Raw genomic sequence first — 18,851 nt, forward strand, 5'->3', positions numbered from 1 at the left:
AGCAGGGCTTCGCCTCACGCAACACGAGAGCGATGCCCCACCACAATTAAATCTATTGCCCTAGTTTTGTGCCTGCAAAGTAACACCGTACCAATGTGTACCCACTTGACTACCCCCGAGTGCATATGGGACGGTAAAAGTATGAAAACAAACAAAGTGATTGCCTGGGTCCTCGCGTTCGTTAGCCCTCTCGGATTTTTTTCGGGTGGATTAAACGACGCTAATGCTAACGAGGAAAAGCTGAGTATCAAAGGCAGTTACGTGCTCGAGTATCGAGTGCTTCCTGACGGGAAGAAGGTCGCCTCGCCCAATATCATCGGCATTATGACATACACCGAGAGCTACAGAAATTTTAATGTTTACTGGAACGAAAACGGTAAGGGCAATTCCATCTCCCTGATCGCCAAGTACACGCTCACAGACAAGACGTACACCGAGGATTCCATCTTCTACGCAGCCGATTTCAATCAGAAGGCGATTGTCTACGATATCACCCCGGCGCACGGGACCTCTACTGTAACGAGTAAGGGCGGAAAGACGCAGTTTCAATTCCCCTTGCACGGCGAGCCGGCGTGCGAGTTAGAAAAGGATGGCTTTACCGCTACGATGCCGGGCGTGTTTGTTGATCACTGGAAGAAAATAGACTGAGTCACGACTGGGCGCGCACGAGAGTAATCGCGCTAGTGCTAGGCTAGTGTCTGGTACGATGCTACTCGTGGTCCACAATGTGGAATAGCAATGTGCAAACGGAGATAGTTACGAGGCGCCTACTCTGTAGGTTCAGCCGTATCGGCTGGCGCGACCTTCTGTTTCTTGGCTGGGCTTGCTCTCTTCTTTGCGGGCTGAGCCTTAGTGGGCTTCGTCGTAGCTGCCTTAGCCTTAGCTGGTGCCTTTACCTTAGTCTCTGCCTTTGCAGGAGCACGCTTGCGGCGACCCTTGGCTGGACCCTTGGCAGCACGAGCTTCAAGTAATCCGACCGCCTCAACTATTGTCAGAGACTCTGGATCTGAGCCCTGCGTAAGTGAAGCGTTAGTTGTTCCATCGGTTACGTAGGGGCCGTACCGACCGCTCTTAATAACGATCGCATCACCGGAGGTCGGATGCTTTCCAACCTCCTTTAATGTCTTTGGTTGATTCGACGCGCGGCCACTAGTGCGGGGTTGTTTAAGTAGCTCAAGCGCACGCTCAATAGTAACTGAGAACGGCGACTCCTCGACTGGAATTGAGCGACTCTCCGACCCGCACTTTACGTAGGGCCCAAAGCGACCACTCGCTATTAATATATCTTCGCTGTTCTCAGGGTTCTTGCCGATATTTTTAGGGAGGGATAAAAGCACCAAGGCGGTGGCTAGATCTAGCGACTCCGCTGACATTCCAGACAGAAGTGAGGCCATCTTTGGCTTATCACCACCCGCAACCATATCGCCCCGTTGAACGTATGGACCGAAGCGCCCCTTCTTTAAATAAACGGGGAGATTCGTCTCTGGATCGTTACCAAGTGCTGCAGGACCCTTGGCAGCCTCAGCTAAAAGTAGCTCTGCTTTTTCGGGAGTGAGCTCGTCAAAGGCAACTGTGTCTGGAATAGAGGCGCGGTGTTCACCGTTTGATAGGAATGGCCCGTAGCGGCCGATACGAACCTCAACCGCACGATCCTGCGAATCTTTACCGAGCGGAATTCCACACACCAGGCGTGGGTCGATCTGCTCTTCACCCTTAGTGACGAGATCTTTAAGACCCATTCCCGAAGGGGTGGCGTGCTCTGACTCCTGTCCGAAGTAGAAGGACCTTAGCTTTTCAATGTTATCCTTCTCGCCACGTGCGATAGCATCGAGATCATCTTCAAGTTTAGCGGTGAATTCGTAATCAACGAGGTGTAAGAAGTGCCCCTCAAGCAGACCCGTTACGCCGATAGCGAGAAAGCTAGGAACAAGAGCGGAGCCCTTCTTAAAGGCGTACTCACGCGAGAGTACGACATCAACTATAGTTGCCCAGGTGCTAGGTCGTCCGATGCCGAGCTTCTCGAGCTCCTTAATTAAACTCCCCTCGGTAAAGCGCGCTGGGGGTTGTGTGGTATGTTTAAGAACATCGTAGTTATTTGTGCTGACTGTGTCGCCCTGCTTAAGGGGCGGCAAGTTGCGCTCCTGCTCGGCTAGGTCGCCCTCTGGATCATCAGAGCCCTCAACGTAGGCGCGCAGGAATCCAGGAAACGAGATCGTCTTTCCAGAGGCCCGAAATGTTGCATCATCTACGATTATCGATACAGCGACGCGCGTGCCCTCTGCATCGCGCATCTGACACGCGAGCGTTCTCTTCCAGATCAACTCATAGAGCCTGAAGGCTTCTAGACCTAGGCGCTCCTTGACCGCTATGGGATGTGTAAACTCAATCCCTGCAGGGCGAATAGCCTCATGCGCCTCCTGAGCGTTCCTGACCTTGGTCTTGTAGATGCGTGGAGCGGGGCTTAGATATTCACTGCCAAACTCACGTGCGATTAGAGAACGTGATGCTGAGAGAGCCTCCTCTGAAAGCGTCGTAGAATCGGTACGCATGTAGGTAATAAAACCGTTCTCGTACAGAGTCTGCGCAACTGCCATGGTTCTCTTTGCGCCGAAGTTGAGCTTGCGGTTGCCCTCTTGTTGGAGGGTGCTGGTTGTAAATGGCGCGTACGGTCTCTGAGTAAAGGGTTTGCTTTCGATCTCGGTAACGGTCGGTGTTGCTTTAGCGAGTCGCGCGGCGAGCCGCTCTGCTGCTGCTTGATCGAGCAGGGTAACTTCATCTTTTTTAAACAGATTGCCGGTATCGGAGTCGAAATCCCTGCCGCTCGCAACCCGCTTTGAGGCGATGTGCGTAAGCTCAGCTTCAAAGGGTAGCGTTGGGTCGGATGCGGCCAGAAAGGTAGCTTTAAGATCCCAGTAGTCAGCCGATCTAAAACGGGCACGATCACGCTCCCTTTGAACAAGGAGCCTGATTGCTACGCTCTGCACCCGTCCGGCGCTTAGGCGAGGAACCATCTTCTTCCAGAGTAGCGGACTTACTGAGTAGCCGTAGAGACGGTCGATAATACGGCGGGTTTCCTGTGCCTTAACGAGGTTCTCATCTATCTCGCGGGCGTTATTGAGGCTCTCTTCAATAGCTTTCTTGGTAATTTCGTGAAAGACCAACCGTTTAACCGGAACTTTAGGATTAAGCACGGCGAGCAGGTGCCAACTAATGGACTCCCCCTCCCTATCTTCGTCGGTTGCGAGGTATACCTCTGAGGCGTTTTTGACAGCTCTCTTTAGCTCGTTAACCCGCTTCTCTTTGGAATCGGGGACTATATATAATGGTGCAAAGTTATCATCTACGTTCACTCCGAGCCGTGACCACTTCTGCTTCTTAATCTCGGCCGGGATCTCGGCGGCGTTGTTCGGAAGGTCCCGAATATGGCCATAGGAGGCCAACACCTCGAAATCCTTAGAGAGGAACTTCTCGATGGTCTTAGCCTTAGTTGGTGATTCTACTATAACAAGTCGTTTCAGCATCTTTTTTAACTGCGTCATGATTACAAAGATTTAGGGCTATAGCGCAACCCTAAGTGGTGTTATTTAACGCCATAAATAACAAACAGCGTTTGAATACCGCTTAGTATTTGACCGAACACCCGTACGGCTCGGTAGAGGATGGCTGCACCGGTTTATTTGCTGCCAGGGCAGCCAGGGCTGCAAGTACATAGTTAGTTGCACCGGCTATATCGGAGCTATCGGTTGAGGGCACGTTATCAATAGCCCCCTGGTAGGCGAGGATACCCACGGCGTCTATGACAAAGAGGTGTGGGGTAATGCGTGCGCCGTAGAGGCGAGCGACGGTGCTAGTAGGATCCAACAGTAGTGCAGTTGAGTTCATCCTCAGGCTCTTTGTTATCTCGAGAGCGTGTTCGGGTGTGAGGTGCCCAAGCTTTCCTTGAGAGGAGGAGTTAATAGTTAGCCAGATAGCACCGTTCTCTGTGGCCTGCTTCTGAAAGTGTGGCATATCACCGCCGCGGTAGAACTTCTGCACGAATGGACAGCGCGCATTAAACCACTCAAGCACTACCGGCTTTCCTCTGAATTGGCTTAGCGAGATCTCAGCTCCGCTAGCATCCTGTAGATGAAAATCAGGAGCTTGAGTGCCAACAATAGCAGAGCTATCAGCGCAGGTTGTACGCAGGGGTAAGATTATTAGTGCGACAAAAAGAAACGCTAGCGTTATTTTTTTCATGGGGCGCATTATTAGTCAAGCTCCGTCTACGATACTAAAGAGCGCCGAGCGCCTCAAGTACAGCGCCTGGGGTTAGGAGATTTGGCAGGATAATCGGCTTTTGATCGCCTAGCAGGATAACGTTAAGGGGCACTCCGTTCCTTCCAAAGCCGCGCAGAGCTTCCGTGATAACCGGATTAGACGAGGTCCAGTCACCCTTGATAAGCGCCACATTTTTTTTCTTTATGAGCTCTCGAACCTCCTCGGAGCCAAAGACGCGCGCTTCGTTTACCTGACAAGTAATGCACCACTCTGCGGTAAAATCGAGATAGACCGGGCGTCCGCTCGCAACGAGTTCGCTAACGCGCCGCTCCGAGTACGGCTCCCAAATTAGTCCATGTCTGTCAGGTTGCGGCGTGCTCTCGCCGTTAATATCACAGGCCCGTACGCGACTAGCGTCGATCTCAGCTCTGGTTGGAACGGCTATCATAACGCCGAGCGCAAAACAGAGCAGCGTAACGGCTGTTAGGGTACGACGAATTATCTTTGAACGCAGAGCGGAGGCGCCGATAAAGAGCCAGAATCCAAATCCAGCTAGGAGTGTGCCCCATAAGACATCCATCAGCACGCCGAGCCCATATGGATCCATCCCCATCTGACGAGCGAACACGCGCACTAACCACAGTACGGTTGCAAAGAGTGGAAACGCCATAAACTCCTTGAAGAGCTCCATCCAGGCACCGGGGCGAGGAAGGAACCTTAGGAGCCGTGGATTAAACGATAGCGCTAGATAAGGCAGACTCATGCCGAGTCCGAGGCTCGTAAACACGAGCAGGCTGAGCACGGGTGGCAGAGTAAGGGTTGCTGCGAGCGCTGAGCCCATAAATGGCCCGGTACACGGCGTTGCAACCGCTGTCGCTAGCACGCCGCTAAAGAAAGCCCCCGTTGCCGAGCTTGAAAGGCGTGTACCGCCTGCCAGGGACTGAATATAACGTCCGAGAACGATATCGCTCAGGAACGTTAGCGCCAGTCCGAGAAAAACGAAGATCATCGCCACTATAAAGGTAGGGGACTGCAGTTGAAATCCCCAGCCGAGCTGCTCACCACCGGCGCGCAGAGATAACAGAAGCCCTGCCAGAACCCAGAATGATACGAGCACTCCGAGACAGAAGCTAATGCCGTGCAGTCGGATCGTTTTGGCGTCATCCTTAGCGTGTTCAATAAATCCCAGGATCTTAATCGAGAGCACCGGAAATACGCACGGCATTAGGTTAAGGAGCATTCCTCCCAGTAGAGCCAGTAGAAGTGCCGACCAGAAACCGGTCGTTTCAGTTAAAGCATTTTTATACTGAACGGTTATTAGGGGCTTGGAGGTACCGTTAGGCAGCTCCTCCGCTCGGGTATCGATAGAGACTGCCTTCGGTGTGCCCTTTTGGGACCACCCCTCAGGGGAGTAAATTACGCCGCGGATGCGCTCGACCGGCTCCTTGCGACTCGGGTCGCGCTTAAGGGCTATCGTGAGGGCTGCGCCCTCACGCTTAATTATCTGCGCCGCTGCGTTTGCAATTATGCGCGGGTCCTCTGGAAAAAATATCATTGATTGAGGAAAGAAGCGGGGCTCAAGGGGAATCAGCGCCACAACGAGCTGGTCCTGTTGCTCCTCAACAGCGATAGAGACCCGCGAGAGTGGCGCCGGCACTGCGGCATAGGTATCAGAAAAGATGCCGGTGTATCTTGAGGGCTCTCCAGCGCGCTCTGAGATCGGAATTGAGAGCGTTAGGGTCGCCTCGCCAGGTAAGCATTCATCCTTACAGACGAGCCATTTTACATGCACCTCAAAGGGTAATACGCCAGCAGATGGTGCGCTGGCGGAGAGGGTAGCGGGAAAGGGGAGTAGCACCTCTCCGTAGCCGTAGTTAACGAGGGGCCCGATGGTGATGCGTTCTGGATAGGGCCATAGATTGGGCTTAATGGTAACGCCCGTTGGTGTGCGCCACTCAAAGCGTGGAGGCAATCCTGAGTCGCCAGGATTCTTCCAGTACAGATGCCAACCCGGATCGGGCATAAACTTTACGCCGAGCGTAAAGGTTGAACCCGGTGCTACAGATTCCTGATCTGCTACGAGTTGAATAGAGATGTGAGAGCCCTCGCCGAGCGAGTGATCCTTGCATCCTACAAAGGGGAGCAGCGCCATTAAAATTAGAAGAGAGGGTAGCTGAAAAAGAGATCGTGACTGAAAAAAAGATCGCGGCATGATGCAGGATAGTATCGGATATTAATCCCATACACGAGAGGTGTCAGGCTGACCAGAGTGGCTAAATACCAGAGTAGGCTAAATACCAGAGTAGGCTAAATACCAGAGTAGGCTAGATAGGTAATAGAGCTAGGCGGCCAGAACAAGAGATCTAGCAGAGGGAAGTGTTCCTTCCTGATAGCTCTTAATAGAGCTTATATCTAGATCTGCAGAACCCTTCTCAACCTGATACTTGAAGTAACGAAGCTCTTCAATGCTAGTATTATCAGCGATACCACGCAGCTTTGAGCTTTCTGGTGTAAGGAGATTAATGTCGGTAGGGCGTAAGGGCATGGCAAGCTCTCTTAGCTCGTCTACTACAGCAGGTAGTTTGGTTTGAGTTGACCTATTGTTCTCGACCATTAATGCCATAACGAAATATCACACTGTTAGAATTCAGATGCATTTATAGCACTAGGAGCTGAGGTTGCAAAGTTTTTATTTATGACGGCCATCAAGTTAATAAGCAGTGAAATCATATGGTTATGCTAGCAGTAGCTTTTTAAGATAGTGAAATCTTAAGAAGCCTAGCCCAAGGCCCCCACATCTAACTCTGGAAGCTTTACTTTCTTGCTTTAACACTCCGTCGTTATTACCCCGCTGTTATTACCCCGCTGTTACTCACGCCGTATCCGATTAACTTTAGATACCTCTATCCACGAGCATTCCATGGCGCTACCAAAATTCTCGGTCATTACTGTTTCGTATAATCATGGGCAGTTTATCCGCCAGACGATCGAATCGGTTCTGCAGCAGGACTATCCGAACTTTGAGCATATCATTGTCGATGGGGGCTCCACCGATGATACGATCTCTATCCTGAAGGAGTATCCGCATCTGCGTTGGAGCTCTGAGCCCGACCGCGGACAATCGCATGCCCTTAATAGGGGCTTCGCCCAGGCTAGCGGGGATATTATCGCCTGGATTAACTCCGACGATTGGTATGCACCTAACGCCTTTCATACTGTGGCACAGCATATCGATAAACATCCTATCGTGATGGGCGCCACCTGCGTTACCGACAAAGATGGTCAGCCGACCGAACAGGTTGATAATATAGAACGCACCTGGTTCGATGCCATGAAGTATTGGGTATTTAATTCAGTACCCGCGCAGCCTGGAGTTTTCTTTACGCGCAGCTTACTCAAAGAGCTCTCGATTGAGCAGGGCGAGTGCTTCGATGAGGGGCTTTTCTTTACGATGGATTATGACCTCTGGCTTAGGATGCTTGAGCGTTATCCGTTTTCCTGTCGAGTGCCGCAGGTGCTGTCATATTTAAGAAACTACGACACCAATAAAACCGGAGCTGATATGGCCGGCGCCTATCGAGAGATGTCGCGCGTCTATCGACGCCACGCTTCAAGACGCATTCATCAGGAGCAGAACGTTTCGTTCGTTGTGCCAGTTGATGCTGTTGATCTGCGGCTTAATGCATTTACTGAAGCGGTTGCACAACAGAGCCTTACATCGCTAGAGGTGGTTGTTGTTGACTACTCAGGAACGAAGCAGCTCTCCAGTGCTATTCGCAAGCAGGTCTCTGAGCTTGGGGTGCGGTTACCGCAGGTTGCTTTTCAGCTCGTTCTCAGTGCAGAGGGCGCGCCACTAACTAGGAGTGTGGCGCTTGATACGGGCGTGCGTGCTGCAAGATCGCACGTCGTTGCGTGTATGAATATGCATAATGCGTTGCCGAGAGATTTTGCATTAAATGCTCTGGGGTGCTTTGCGCGTGACGATGTTGGATTGGTGTTTCCGAATCTTTCTGAGGATGTAAAGACAACCCTTTTTAGCCCGGTGCGTAACGGGCTTATGTTTAATCCTGCTGGACCGTTTAACCTCTCTCTGGCCGAACTTGATTGCGTTGTGAGAAAACTTGCCTGGCTTGATTGCGGTGGATTGAGCGCAAGCGCAAGGATGAGTCAGAGTGATTTTAGCTTTAAGCGCCTGCTTGTTATGATGGCGCACAAGGCCTGGAGACTTACGAGCGAAACGCTTCTTCCGTGCACCCTTTTACGGGCACAGAGCGTTGATGAGGAGCCATTTAGATTGTACGTTAATTCATCGGTTGTGGACGAGATCGCTCGTGAATTACGGTGCAATCCCTTCTCTGTGCTTAGAGCAAGGAACGGCTTTGGGCTCGTTCTGCCCGACGAGCTCTGGCACTCGGCGCAGCGCGTGCTTAATCAGATTCCTGAGCAGTTTTCATTTGAAGGAAAGGGAGCCTCCATAGCGCAACTACAAGAGATTGTAGAACGCTACCCCGAATTTGGCCCAGCGCACTATTACTTTGCGCAGGCGCTTGAAGGCGCTGGACGGAGCGCTGATGCCGCAGCCGAGCGCGCAAGATGGGGCAAGATTCGCTCAGAGGAGCAGAGCTCACCGCTCTTCGGGGCATCTAGCGCTTTGGAGTCGTAGCCGCTGGAGTAGTCGTAGCCACTGGAGTAGCTGTAGCCACTGGAGTAGCCGTAGGAGTAACTGTAGCCGCTGGAGTAGCTGTAGCAGCACTAGTCGATGGAGTTCGCGGCACCCCCTTGCCACGTACCCGCACACAATTATTAGAGAACAGCACGTAGTATGAGGCACCAAAATCTACGGTAACATCCGTAAGGACATCCGCATCTGCGGATTCTTTGGCGCGGTCAAGGGCCGCCTGGGTGTTGAGGGAGTGGGTAACCGGGATAATCCCAAATAAGTCAAATTGGCAATTGCTGCCATAGGCCGGAATAGTCCCCCTCACACCAGGTGCAACAGGACTGCTCGATGGTGCGAGAGTTATGGGCATTCCAGCGCAGCCACCAAGAAGTGTTGTAAGCAAGATAGCGCCAAGAGTGCCGTACAGATAAATGGTTCGGTGCAGAATGTTTCTTCTCATAAGTAATTTCCAGGCAAGATATCAATTGTTAGCGCGGTCTCGCAGCCACACATAAAGATCTGAGACGGGGAGGTCGGCTGAAAGGTTCTTTAATCCATAGGTGCTATCGGGTGGGGTAGCTTCGGTAAATTGATACACATAAATCCTCTGAATAGTTGGGATCTTTTCACGTAGAAATGGCCAGACCTGCTCGCCGTATGCCAGTTGCTGATTGACCCCCTGCGCCCCGCTCTCTGTAATCCAGATCGGTAGCGATAGCCCCCCTGTAAAATCTGCGATTCCGCCCGGCCTAATCACGTTTTCAAACTGTCGCCCGTAGTAGTGAATAGCCCATATATCGGCGTGCGATTGAGCGCCGGCATCCTGCATCGCGCGGTTGTAGTTAAGAGAAGTAGGGTAGTTTTGGTTTATGGCAGTTGTGGCTGCACCTACAACAAGCTTTGAGGGTGCCCGTGCTCTAATAACCTCAGAGGATCGTTTAAGCATGTCAACATAGAGTGCGGCGCTGTTCGTTAGACCAAGGATCTGGTTCTCGGTGTTGTCTTGGTTTGGCTCGTTCCATACCTGGAATCCGATCACGCGCGGATGATTACCGTAGCGAGCGACTACAGGGCTTAACAGTTCTTCGACGAAGGTAGCGCGCGGGTCGCCCGCACTCCAGTTCGCTGGATTGCTCATCCATGTTGGGGTTCCCGTCATAACGATCAGTGCGTCTAGATCGGCCGGGATGCTTGCGAGTAGTGTGTCAGCAAAGGAGAGGTTAAGAGCAGATCCCTTGCTAGGTTGAACCAAGGAGTCCCAACGCACCAGGATTCTTACGAACCTTAGCCCTAAGGTTGAGCTAACCTCTTGAAATTGGCTACTCGGAGAGCCGAATCTGGCATCGTTAGCAAAGGCATTCATGCCTAAGGTGTCAGTATCTATGGTTTTTCTAGGAACGCCGTCAGCTATGTTCGCGGCCTCCTTAAGATCACTCGTATTACATGCGCTAGTCAGCAAGGAGGTGATTACTAATAGTAGTGTGCAGGGTAAAAAGCGAAGCATATGAGCCCTTTAAAGAGTCAACTGTAAACGGCAGTATATTCACACGTTTAGAGCGTGAAACCTAGAAGAATATAGGGACCGCTAGTGTTTCTGAAGTAAGCTCTGAAGCCACGCCCTGCTGAATAGTTACGCTTCTTCTCCTCCATACGGTTGACGCGAAGCTGTAAAGTCTCTAAACTTCCCACCCTATTGATAGGTAGTTTTCTATGAAACGCACGTACAAACCAAGTAAAAAGAGCCGACAAACAACGCACGGCTTTAGAAAGAGAAGCTCCACAGTCGGGGGTAAGAAAGTTCTTGCTGCCCGCAGGGCTCGTGGTCGCAAGAGGATCTCAGTAACCTCTCCGCGCAAGGGGCACTATAGGTAGCCGTGGGCGAGAGCAGCTGTACTAATGGGCCATGTACTAACGGGCCCTTGGCCCGATATACTCACGGGCCGCAGGCGCGTTTACGAAGAAAATTCGACATAGCAAGGTGCCAAAATAAAGGCACCAAGATCCACTGCAAGCATTTTCTAATACTCTTTATTCCATCCGAGGCGAGCACCAGTCGTCTAGCTATCGCCGTTACAACTAAGCTTGAAAAGAGAGCAACGGTAAGAAATCTTATTAAACGGCGTGTGCGCGAGGTCTTTCGTGCTCTGCGTGGCTCGTTTGTAAAGCCCATAGATCTAGTGATCGTTGCACGTCGTGATGTGCAATCCTGTCACTTTGATGACTACAAACGGGAGCTTTACGGAGCGTTTAAATCAAAGGCCCTAATAGACCTCACTGTAAAAGCACCCTAGATTATAGGAAGCACTGAGATGTGTGGCTTTTTTTGCAAGCAGGATCAGAAGACTATTCTAAAACGGGGGCAAAGCGTCGTTGCACGCGCAGTTCACGGCATCTACAAGGCAACCATCTCAAAGCTAATCGGAAACGCCTGTCGCTTCGATCCAAGCTGCTCTGACTATGCACTCGAGGCAATTGAACGATATGGCTGGATGCGCGGGGTGGTGTTGGCACTCAAACGCTTTGTGCGTTGCCATCCATGGTGTCCTGGCGGGAGGGATGCTGTACCATAGGGGGGCGACGCTGCCCTGAAGAGAGAAAACCGCTTTCTTTTTAGCCCTTTATGCTCCTGCTCCTTGACCTTGAAGGGTTCATTACCTACAAATGGAGTACCCGATGAAATGGAACGCAAATTCCAAGATCTTTAAATAAGGAATAGCTGTGCTAGATAACTCTAAGGAACAGAACCAACGAACCCTGCGCGCCATAATTCTCTGCATCCTAGTTGCGGTCATTTGGTCCCAGGTAACGCAGGCTCCGAAAAAATCTCAGGAGACGCAGACAGGTCAGCAGGAAGCACAGCACGTTAAAGGTGTTTCTCCGGTAAATATAGAGCCGGGGCGTCAAAGTCAGGTCGTTGCGGCAGCACCGGTTTCGCTGCCAGTTCATCCGAATAAGGTTGAGATAGAGGGTGGGCAGAGCTCATTTATCAAGACCGACGTTGCTACCGTTACGATTTCTCACCTCGGCGCGCGCATCGTTAGTTTAAAATTAAACGATCACAAGGTAGAGCAGGGCGGAAAAGTATCCTTAGATCTAATCGATAATCCGGATGGGGCTACCTTCCCGCTCGGCGTATATGCGGGCAGTGAGAGTGATGAGAGGGTCAGCTATACCCTCACGTCGGTCAACGGCGCGCAGGTTGCTCCACCTGCGGTGAATCTAGCAACAGCACCCAACTCATCAATTGCGCTTGAGTTTAAGGGCACCCTTCCAAATGGAAATGGGATCACAAAGCGCATCACCTTTAAGTCCGATTCCTACCTCTTCTCAGTTGATGTATCGCTTGCAAGAAAGCTGCCGGAAGGTCAGAACGTGTGGCTAGAGTGGACACACTATTTTCCTCAAGCCGATCTGAACCCACGCCTTAAGATGACGCACATTACCTATCTTGATGGCGCAGATAAGATTCACCAGCTTCCGCTCACAGATATTATGGAGGGGGTGAGAGGTTTCGGGCTAAGCAAGTGGACCTCGCTTGGTGATATCTACTTTATGGCAACTTTGATCCCAGCGACAAACGTTGTAGGGGCTCCGGTAACAGGGGTTCCGGCCACAGGCAGCAGTACCATGATCGGTCGTGAGGGGGATGTCTACCTCGACCGAGTTGCAGGTGGATCGGAAAGTGGGCGCTTTGATGTGTATGCTGGACCGAAGGATTATAAAACTCTGCAGTTTATTGGCGATTATCGGCTAGAGCGCTCGATTGATTTGGGGTGGTTCTCGTTCCTTGCTTTGCCGCTACTCTGGTTGCTGCACTATCTCTACCTCTTTGTGGATAACTACGGGCTCGCAATTATCGCGCTAACATTAATCGTTAAGACCGTCATGCTCCCGCTCTCTAAGGCGAGCTTTGATTCGATGAGAAAGATGCAGGAGGTTCAGCCTGAGATTAAGGCGTTGCGTGAACGCATCAAGGACGCCACACAGCTTAACCAGGAAACCTTCGCGCTTTATAAGAGAAGGGGTATTAACCCAATGGGGGGCTGTTTTCCAATCGCGATTCAGATCCCTGTTTTCCTTGGTTTGTATCAGGCGCTCCTTAACGCTCTTGAGCTTCGCCACGCACCCTTTGCACTCTGGATTACGGATCTCTCCGCCCCTGAAAAGTTGGAGCTATTCGGTGTCGGAGTGCCGGTCATGGTGCTTCTTATGGCCGCCTCGATGATAATTCAGCAGTGGACGACCCCTAATCCTTCAGCCGATCCAGCACAGCAGAAGATGATGATGTTTATGCCACTTATCTTCGCTGGAATGTTTATTATATACCCGATGCCTGCCGGGCTTGTGCTCTATTGGTTGGTAAATAATATAATCTCAATCACGCAGCAGATGTACATGCGAAATACGAAACGCGGCTCCGTATATACGGGGACCTTAATTGCCAGTCTGCTAATCTTTGGTACGGGATATATTCTTACTTTAATATAGCATGGACGGAACGACTATAGCGGCCTTAGCAACTGCACCTGCTCCGGCTGGGGTTGCAGTTGTGCGGGTAAGTGGTCCGCGTACACGCACGGTGCTCAAGGCGTTGTTCCAGGGCAAGCGCGATCCGCTTCAGCATCCCCGTACCCTAGTATTTGGGGATATCCTCGACTTTAAAAGTAGTAACTCTATCGATCGAGGTTTGGTGGTCTTTATGCCAGGACCGTCGAGCTTTACCGGTGAGGATGTTGCTGAATTTCAATTTCATGGAAGTCCGGTGCTTGTTCAGCGCGTGCTCCGCTCACTTTATGCTTATGGCATAACTCCTGCTCCTGCGGGTGAATTCAGCAAGCGCGCGTTCCTTAACGGCAAGATGGATTTAGCGCAAGCAGAGGCGATCGCCGACGTGGTAAATGCAAAGAGCGAAGAGCAGCTCCGTTTTGCTGAAGAGCAGCTACAGGGGCGATTGAGTCACTCTATACAGTTGATTGGAGAGCCACTTCGGGATGCGCTAGCGGAACTTGAGGCCTCAATAGATTTCCCAGAGGAGGACATTCAGCCCGATAAGCTCGATGCAATTGCGGCCCGTGCGCAAATTGCGCAAGTTAAGGTAGCGCAGCTTATTGCAACCTACTCCTTCGGATCGTTGGTCAAGGAGGGGGTGCGGGTACTTATCTGTGGTCGGCCTAATGCTGGCAAATCAAGTCTGCTTAACCTTCTGGTCGGTAAACAAAAGGCTATAGTGTCTGAGATCTCAGGAACAACACGCGATCTAATTGAGGAGGAGTCCGCACTAGCTGGGCACAAGTTTGTATTCTGTGACTCAGCAGGGATACGTGAGACGACCGATGTCGTAGAGCGGTTGGGTATTGAGCTCGCAAAGGAGCGCATCCCGTGGGCAGATCTTGTGTTGCTTATCGTTGATGCAACGGATACCTCAGAGGATTGGCGTGAGACCCTCTCCCTGCTTAGCGCGGGACGGAGAAAGGTCTGGGCTATCGTTAACAAGATCGATCTTAAACCTGAGGCGCTTGGGCAGTTTTCCTGTGACTCCGCGCTATGTGAGCAGAGCTTTTATATCTCAGCCAAGACCGGAGCCGGTATCGGGCCCCTGCTTGAAGCGCTAGTTGAGGATCTCGCCAAGGGGATGCCGGACCGAGGAGAGGTAGGAGAGGTTATTACAAACGAGCGTCACCGCGACTGCTTGCAACGGGCAGACCAAGCACTGAGCTCATTTATCGATCTGACAAATCAAGCACCGCTCTCTATCCTTGCAACCGATATACGTGAGGCACTAGTAGCGCTTGATGAGATCGTAGGTCGGACCTACACCGAGGATATTCTGGGGCGGATATTTTCTAAGTTCTGTGTAGGGAAATAACGGGCACTATTCACCCATCTTAGGTTTATCTTGACGTGGACTACTAAGATAATCGAATATGCTAATGATGCAAAACAAGCGATGGTGTATGAGCGGGAGCTCGATCCGAACTGTAACGGCCTATAGCGCCCTTATGCAATTAGCCCTTGGTGTTATAACGGGCGTTGCGCAGGTTCCGGACCTACGCCCAGAGATATCAAACGTTACTATTCGGACAAATGAAACCGTTGGAGAGGCTGATGTCGCAGAGGGCTGCGCCGCAGCAACAACCAAACGAACCCTGATCGGATTTGATCATTACGCCTGGAACGATGGTCCATCTGATCTAACTCTGGGCGATCCGGGGTGCCCTGATTGCGACACGACACCCCCACCTATATGCACCAATCCGCTCTTTGAGTGCAGCGTAGCTGGAGGGCATGGGCACGCACATCTAAAAAATTTCTCATCTTATACCGTCACTAAGAAAGGCTCGCCAACGGTAATCCTGCGTGGTCATAAGGAGGGGTTTTGTTTGGTTGATTCGTTCTGTAATCCTGGCATAGTGCCGGGATCCAGCGGGACCTGTAACAACCTCACCGCAGGCTGCGCCGATGTCTATAATAATGGGCTCGGATGCCAGTACGTTGATATCACCGGATTATCACCTGGGGAGTACACGTTACACGTTGAGTTAAATCCGCTCCGTACTATCACAGAGCTTTCATACGACAATAACGAAGTTACCTCTGACTTTAAGATCTGTAAACAACAGGGTGGTCTCTCAACGTTACAGGTCAAGATAGGGCTACCAACAGCGCAGTATCCCACTAAGCGTCCGATAACTATCTCAGGCGTTATTGAGTATGGCTCGCCCGCGGTGCTTAAGAGCTTTAATCCCACTAAGGATGGCTTCACTATTAATCTCTCCCTCGATAACAATAACGTATTCAGTAACGTCTCCCTACCTAGTGGCGCAGTTGGATCTGGATGTTTTCCGACCGATGGATGGACCAAGCTAGCTAAGGGACAGTGGAGCTATCGTAACGACTTCGAGTATGATCCATCCTGTTCTTACCAAGCAACGCAGGGGCTGCATGTCGCGCAGTTACGCAAAGTTGGAAAGAAGTTATTTTTTACGCTGCGAGGGCGGGCTGAGGTGAGCTCCGTTCCAGCCAGACCAAGCACTAGCGAGGCATCCTTTTCGTGGGCAGGCAGCTCAACGGATGTGATCAACGAGAGCTGTGGCGTATCGTTGTTGGCCAAGAGGTGCCACCGCAGTGTTGCTCTTACTGTTTGTAAATAGCTTTACGATATAGCTGCACGGATCGTAACTGGTCACCGTAGTTTAATGTCGCGATTCAAGCTACTCAGATTACGGCGAAGTTTCATAGGTAATTCGATTGGTCGTCCCCTGATCGGGGACGGCAGATTTTGTGACCAGTTAATGTTTTCACCCCCGATTTGCTCCGCAAATCGGCCCCTTAGGGGCTATTGAGCTGGAATATGCTGACTGTTACCACGGATCAATCATCGTTTCGAAGCGCTGACGGTCTTACAACCACCTGCGATCCTATTAACGTGAATATCGATTAACTTGATAAAGACACCGCCTGAGCCTGGAGCTGGGCATACTACGGAGTAAGAGCGGGTGAAGTTTTTATAGCGGCGCTGAACTGAGAACGAGCTAGTTGCCTTAGGGAGTACAAACCGTTCCCCAGGTTTTAGATAGACCTGTGCGCCACCACCAGAGACGGAGATTACGTTGTATTCAGAGTCCTGAGAATCATTTTTGACTAAGATCCGACCGGCGGGCGGCTTATCGCGCAAACATGCACTGAGTAAGGTGGAAATAACGAGAAGGATCGCTATTAGGCGAGATGGTAGGTGCAAACTCCTGAGTAGCATCGCGTGCCCCGGCCTTAATATATAGTGTAATAAACACGACGTCTTATACGAGTTTTAGCGGCTTGGCGGAAGGGCGTGCATAAGCCCTAGGATAGTACCTGCAATCCAGCAATATCAGCTAGTTGAGTGTTGTTTTAGTTTTAAGCTGTTTCTTTCTGAAGCATTTTCTTTCTGCTGTGGATAAGGGGGTATATAGGTTATACAGTTTTTAAGAGGTGCTGAAATGGAGAGCGAGAAAACCCCAAATCTGTTTGATAAGTTAAAATGCGAAGTTCAGTTTGGTGACGTTGAGGTCGGCACTACCTATCCCCTCTACGGAATGATTACGAAGATCTTAGATGATACTCCAGGGCATGTGATCGTAGAGCTTAATTTTTCGATTACAGCCACCATGACGATTCCAGATGTGCAGAAGATAGAGCTCTTGAAGGAGCGCGCATTCGAGCCTGGCATATTCGTCTCAACGGTTACCAATAAGGGACCTAAGATCGAGGTTGACTGCAGTACCGTCGTTTTCGGTAAGCGCCAGAGCTTTAGCGCATAACCCCAGTTTTGAAATAAAAAGCGAAACTTCGCTCACTACATTGACGTCACCACGCACTGCTCGTATACCAGGGTATGTCTATACCCTGCAGCGCATTAAAAACGCTGTATTATTGGAGCGTGTTTAGTGAGTAAGCAACAAAACGGGTTTATTGCAGAGGCGTTTTCCTTTATTAAAACCCTGATCGTTATTTTAGCGATCGCTTTTTCGCTACGAACCTGTGTAATCGAGCCCTTTAAGATCCCCTCTGGATCGATGATCCCAACCCTGCAGATCGGAGACTATATTCTTGTACTAAAGTTCTGGTACGGACTAAGGCTGCCGTTTTCGACCGATACTATAGCCGCATGGAATGAGCCGAAGCGCGGGGATGTTGTGGTATTTACCAGGCCAGACGATCCGAATACGCCGAACGAGGATGACTCCGCCATTCATATTATAAAAAGGGTGATAGGATTACCTGGCGATACAATTGAGGTCAGGGATGCTTTGGTTTTTATAAACGGAGAAGCGCTCGCAGAACGCTATGCTCGTTGGATGGATGGTGGGAGTCCTGATGGACGGTTCGGGCCCGCAATCATACCCCCTGGGCGCATTATGCTCCTTGGTGATAATCGCGATCACTCCAAGGATTCGCGTTTCTGGACCGAGCCATTCCTCGATATTAAGCGTGTAAAGGGCAAGGCGGTCATCGTTTTCTGGTCGTGGGCGAGTCTTACAAGGATCGGAACGTTAATTCGATGAACGTAACATGGTACCTATTTCCAGAGCCGATAGTGCTTGCAGTAACCGGCAAGGATGCAAGGCGTTACCTAAATAATCGCCTCTCTAATGATCTTCGTACCCTGCAGCCTAACGAAGCAGCGCGAGCAGCGGCGCTAACATCCCAGGGGCGCGTTGAGGGTCTCTTCACGGTGTTTGTTGAGTCCGCAGAGAGTTTTCTGCTGGTGTGCGATGGTGGTAATCGAGAGGGCGTTAAGGCGGCGCTCGCCAAGTTTATAGTTGCCGATCGCGTTAACGTTACTGATATCTCAGCGTGTGCAGTCTTTGCGCATGTTGCAATGGAGTCCTCTCTGGTGCGAGAGAGCGTTTCGTCGGTTGCTACAGAGCGCAAATTACTCTGTGCACGGATGCGGGTCTCTACTGTAGGGAGTGATGTTATTCTCGTAACAGAGGTTCCGATTGATGGGCTGCACAGGCTTACGGAGCTATTTGGCCCAGCACTTTCTGAGGAGAGTTATAACCTCCTCAGAATAAAACAGGGGGTGCCTGTATATCCGGATGAGATTAACGAAGATGTTATTCTGAGCGAGTGCGGAGTACTGGATGCAGTATCGTTTTCAAAGGGGTGTTATGTTGGACAGGAGGTTATTGAGCGCAGCGATGCGATCGGAAGGCTGCCACGCGCCCTTGAACGTATTCGCGTTGTAGGTAGCGGGCTAATTTCAGTAGGGGAGCAGGTGCTTAACGCAGCAGGAGACCCGATCGGAAAGGTGCTCTCTTCGGCGCTAGATTTAGATGCAACTCTCCTATTTGCCCTTCTCCGTAATGGTAAATATGGTAGGGGCGATAGCGTAACGTGTGCTGGGCATACCGGTGAAATTATGCAGGCCGAGCAGGTCGTCTAATAAAGGGGT

18 protein-coding genes are annotated in these 18,851 nt (G+C 51.0%); 11 read left to right on the forward strand and 7 right to left on the reverse strand.

Annotation, left to right across the window (positions count from 1 at the left end; genetic code table 11):
- Positions 1-141: 141 nt before the first annotated feature.
- Entirely contained in the window at positions 142-648 is a 507-nt protein-coding gene (locus tag NTV65_05660; GenBank protein ID MCX6114688.1) for a hypothetical protein, read from the forward strand.
- Positions 649-767: 119 nt separating this feature from the next.
- Here the strand turns inward: NTV65_05660 and topA are convergent, their stop codons facing one another.
- The 4 genes from topA to NTV65_05680 all read right to left on the reverse strand — a co-directional run bounded on the left by topA (position 768) and on the right by NTV65_05680 (position 6,871).
- On the reverse strand, positions 768-3,539 hold the full coding sequence (gene topA, locus NTV65_05665) for a type I DNA topoisomerase (protein MCX6114689.1): 2,772 nt from the start codon (positions 3,537-3,539) through the stop codon (positions 768-770).
- 82 nt (positions 3,540-3,621) lie between these two features.
- The gene (locus NTV65_05670; GenBank protein ID MCX6114690.1) at positions 3,622-4,236 is read right to left on the reverse strand and encodes a redoxin domain-containing protein; all 615 of its coding nucleotides are present in this window, start codon (positions 4,234-4,236) and stop codon (positions 3,622-3,624) included.
- 34 nt (positions 4,237-4,270) lie between these two features.
- Complete coding sequence (locus NTV65_05675) at positions 4,271-6,469, reverse strand: protein-disulfide reductase DsbD family protein (protein ID MCX6114691.1); 2,199 nt, start codon at positions 6,467-6,469, stop codon at positions 4,271-4,273.
- Positions 6,470-6,598: 129 nt separating this feature from the next.
- Entirely contained in the window at positions 6,599-6,871 is a 273-nt protein-coding gene (locus tag NTV65_05680) for a hypothetical protein (GenBank protein ID MCX6114692.1), read from the reverse strand.
- 306 nt (positions 6,872-7,177) lie between these two features.
- On the opposite strand from NTV65_05680, the gene NTV65_05685 reads away from it, so the two are divergent.
- A complete protein-coding gene (locus tag NTV65_05685; protein MCX6114693.1) occupies positions 7,178-8,920 on the forward strand; it encodes a glycosyltransferase in 1,743 nt (580 codons plus the stop codon).
- Here the strand turns inward: NTV65_05685 and NTV65_05690 are convergent.
- Both NTV65_05690 and NTV65_05695 read right to left on the reverse strand, forming a co-directional pair.
- On the reverse strand, positions 8,901-9,377 hold the full coding sequence (locus NTV65_05690; protein MCX6114694.1) for a hypothetical protein: 477 nt from the start codon (positions 9,375-9,377) through the stop codon (positions 8,901-8,903). The two genes, NTV65_05685 and NTV65_05690, sit on opposite strands and share 20 nt — an antisense overlap.
- Before the next feature lie 21 nt (positions 9,378-9,398).
- Positions 9,399-10,421, reverse strand: a complete 1,023-nt coding sequence (locus NTV65_05695) for a cellulase family glycosylhydrolase (GenBank protein MCX6114695.1) — start codon at positions 10,419-10,421, stop codon at positions 9,399-9,401.
- Between the two features lie 206 nt (positions 10,422-10,627).
- Here NTV65_05695 and rpmH point away from each other — a divergent pair, with 206 nt between their 5' ends.
- The 6 genes from rpmH to NTV65_05725 all read left to right on the forward strand — a co-directional run bounded on the left by rpmH (position 10,628) and on the right by NTV65_05725 (position 16,068).
- Positions 10,628-10,789 carry a 50S ribosomal protein L34 gene (gene rpmH, locus NTV65_05700; protein ID MCX6114696.1) on the forward strand — a complete coding sequence of 54 codons (162 nt, stop codon included), beginning with the start codon at positions 10,628-10,630 and terminating at the stop codon, positions 10,787-10,789.
- Between the two features lie 47 nt (positions 10,790-10,836).
- Positions 10,837-11,208, forward strand: a complete 372-nt coding sequence (rnpA, locus tag NTV65_05705; protein MCX6114697.1) for a ribonuclease P protein component — start codon at positions 10,837-10,839, stop codon at positions 11,206-11,208.
- Between the two features lie 18 nt (positions 11,209-11,226).
- Positions 11,227-11,487, forward strand: coding sequence for a membrane protein insertion efficiency factor YidD (gene yidD / locus NTV65_05710; GenBank protein ID MCX6114698.1), 261 nt, complete (start codon positions 11,227-11,229; stop codon positions 11,485-11,487).
- A gap of 148 nt (positions 11,488-11,635) precedes the next feature.
- Positions 11,636-13,405, forward strand: coding sequence for a membrane protein insertase YidC (gene yidC, locus NTV65_05715; protein ID MCX6114699.1), 1,770 nt, complete (start codon positions 11,636-11,638; stop codon positions 13,403-13,405).
- 1 nt (position 13,406) lies between these two features.
- Positions 13,407-14,783 (forward strand): tRNA uridine-5-carboxymethylaminomethyl(34) synthesis GTPase MnmE, encoded by a 1,377-nt coding sequence (mnmE, locus tag NTV65_05720; GenBank protein MCX6114700.1) that lies wholly within the window; start codon positions 13,407-13,409, stop codon positions 14,781-14,783.
- Positions 14,784-14,871: 88 nt separating this feature from the next.
- Positions 14,872-16,068 (forward strand): lysyl oxidase family protein, encoded by a 1,197-nt coding sequence (locus tag NTV65_05725; GenBank protein MCX6114701.1) that lies wholly within the window; start codon positions 14,872-14,874, stop codon positions 16,066-16,068.
- 224 nt (positions 16,069-16,292) lie between these two features.
- On the opposite strand, the gene NTV65_05730 is transcribed toward NTV65_05725, so the two are convergent.
- Positions 16,293-16,670 carry a hypothetical protein gene (locus NTV65_05730; protein MCX6114702.1) on the reverse strand — a complete coding sequence of 126 codons (378 nt, stop codon included), beginning with the start codon at positions 16,668-16,670 and terminating at the stop codon, positions 16,293-16,295.
- Between the two features lie 223 nt (positions 16,671-16,893).
- Between NTV65_05730 and NTV65_05735 the strand changes: the two genes are divergently transcribed.
- From NTV65_05735 to NTV65_05745, 3 genes are all read left to right on the forward strand, one after another.
- A complete protein-coding gene (locus NTV65_05735; GenBank protein MCX6114703.1) occupies positions 16,894-17,214 on the forward strand; it encodes a hypothetical protein in 321 nt (106 codons plus the stop codon).
- 126 nt (positions 17,215-17,340) lie between these two features.
- The gene (gene lepB / locus NTV65_05740) at positions 17,341-17,958 is read left to right on the forward strand and encodes a signal peptidase I (protein MCX6114704.1); all 618 of its coding nucleotides are present in this window, start codon (positions 17,341-17,343) and stop codon (positions 17,956-17,958) included.
- On the forward strand, positions 17,955-18,842 hold the full coding sequence (locus NTV65_05745; GenBank protein ID MCX6114705.1) for a hypothetical protein: 888 nt from the start codon (positions 17,955-17,957) through the stop codon (positions 18,840-18,842). Before lepB ends, NTV65_05745 begins: the two co-directional genes overlap by 4 nt.
- Positions 18,843-18,851 lie beyond the last annotated feature (9 nt).

This window comes from Pseudomonadota bacterium (genome assembly GCA_026390555.1).
GTDB lineage: Bacteria > Bdellovibrionota_C > UBA2361 > UBA2361 > OMII01 > OMII01.

Excerpts from the sequence above, each read along its gene's own strand:
- NTV65_05660 (MCX6114688.1), top strand. The coding sequence starts at position 142 with ATGAAAACAAACAAAGTGATTGCCTGGGTCCTCGCGTTCGTTAGCCCT.
- topA (MCX6114689.1), bottom strand. The coding sequence starts at position 3,539 with ATGACGCAGTTAAAAAAGATGCTGAAACGACTTGTTATAGTAGAATCA.
- NTV65_05670 (MCX6114690.1), bottom strand. The coding sequence starts at position 4,236 with ATGAAAAAAATAACGCTAGCGTTTCTTTTTGTCGCACTAATAATCTTA.
- NTV65_05675 (MCX6114691.1), bottom strand. The coding sequence starts at position 6,469 with ATGCCGCGATCTTTTTTTCAGTCACGATCTCTTTTTCAGCTACCCTCT.
- NTV65_05680 (MCX6114692.1), bottom strand. The coding sequence starts at position 6,871 with ATGGTCGAGAACAATAGGTCAACTCAAACCAAACTACCTGCTGTAGTA.
- NTV65_05685 (MCX6114693.1), top strand. The coding sequence starts at position 7,178 with ATGGCGCTACCAAAATTCTCGGTCATTACTGTTTCGTATAATCATGGG.
- NTV65_05690 (MCX6114694.1), bottom strand. The coding sequence starts at position 9,377 with ATGAGAAGAAACATTCTGCACCGAACCATTTATCTGTACGGCACTCTT.
- NTV65_05695 (MCX6114695.1), bottom strand. The coding sequence starts at position 10,421 with ATGCTTCGCTTTTTACCCTGCACACTACTATTAGTAATCACCTCCTTG.
- rpmH (MCX6114696.1), top strand. The coding sequence starts at position 10,628 with ATGAAACGCACGTACAAACCAAGTAAAAAGAGCCGACAAACAACGCAC.
- yidD (MCX6114698.1), top strand. The coding sequence starts at position 11,227 with ATGTGTGGCTTTTTTTGCAAGCAGGATCAGAAGACTATTCTAAAACGG.
- mnmE (MCX6114700.1), top strand. The coding sequence starts at position 13,407 with ATGGACGGAACGACTATAGCGGCCTTAGCAACTGCACCTGCTCCGGCT.
- NTV65_05725 (MCX6114701.1), top strand. The coding sequence starts at position 14,872 with ATGAGCGGGAGCTCGATCCGAACTGTAACGGCCTATAGCGCCCTTATG.
- NTV65_05730 (MCX6114702.1), bottom strand. The coding sequence starts at position 16,670 with ATGCTACTCAGGAGTTTGCACCTACCATCTCGCCTAATAGCGATCCTT.
- NTV65_05735 (MCX6114703.1), top strand. The coding sequence starts at position 16,894 with ATGGAGAGCGAGAAAACCCCAAATCTGTTTGATAAGTTAAAATGCGAA.
- NTV65_05745 (MCX6114705.1), top strand. The coding sequence starts at position 17,955 with ATGAACGTAACATGGTACCTATTTCCAGAGCCGATAGTGCTTGCAGTA.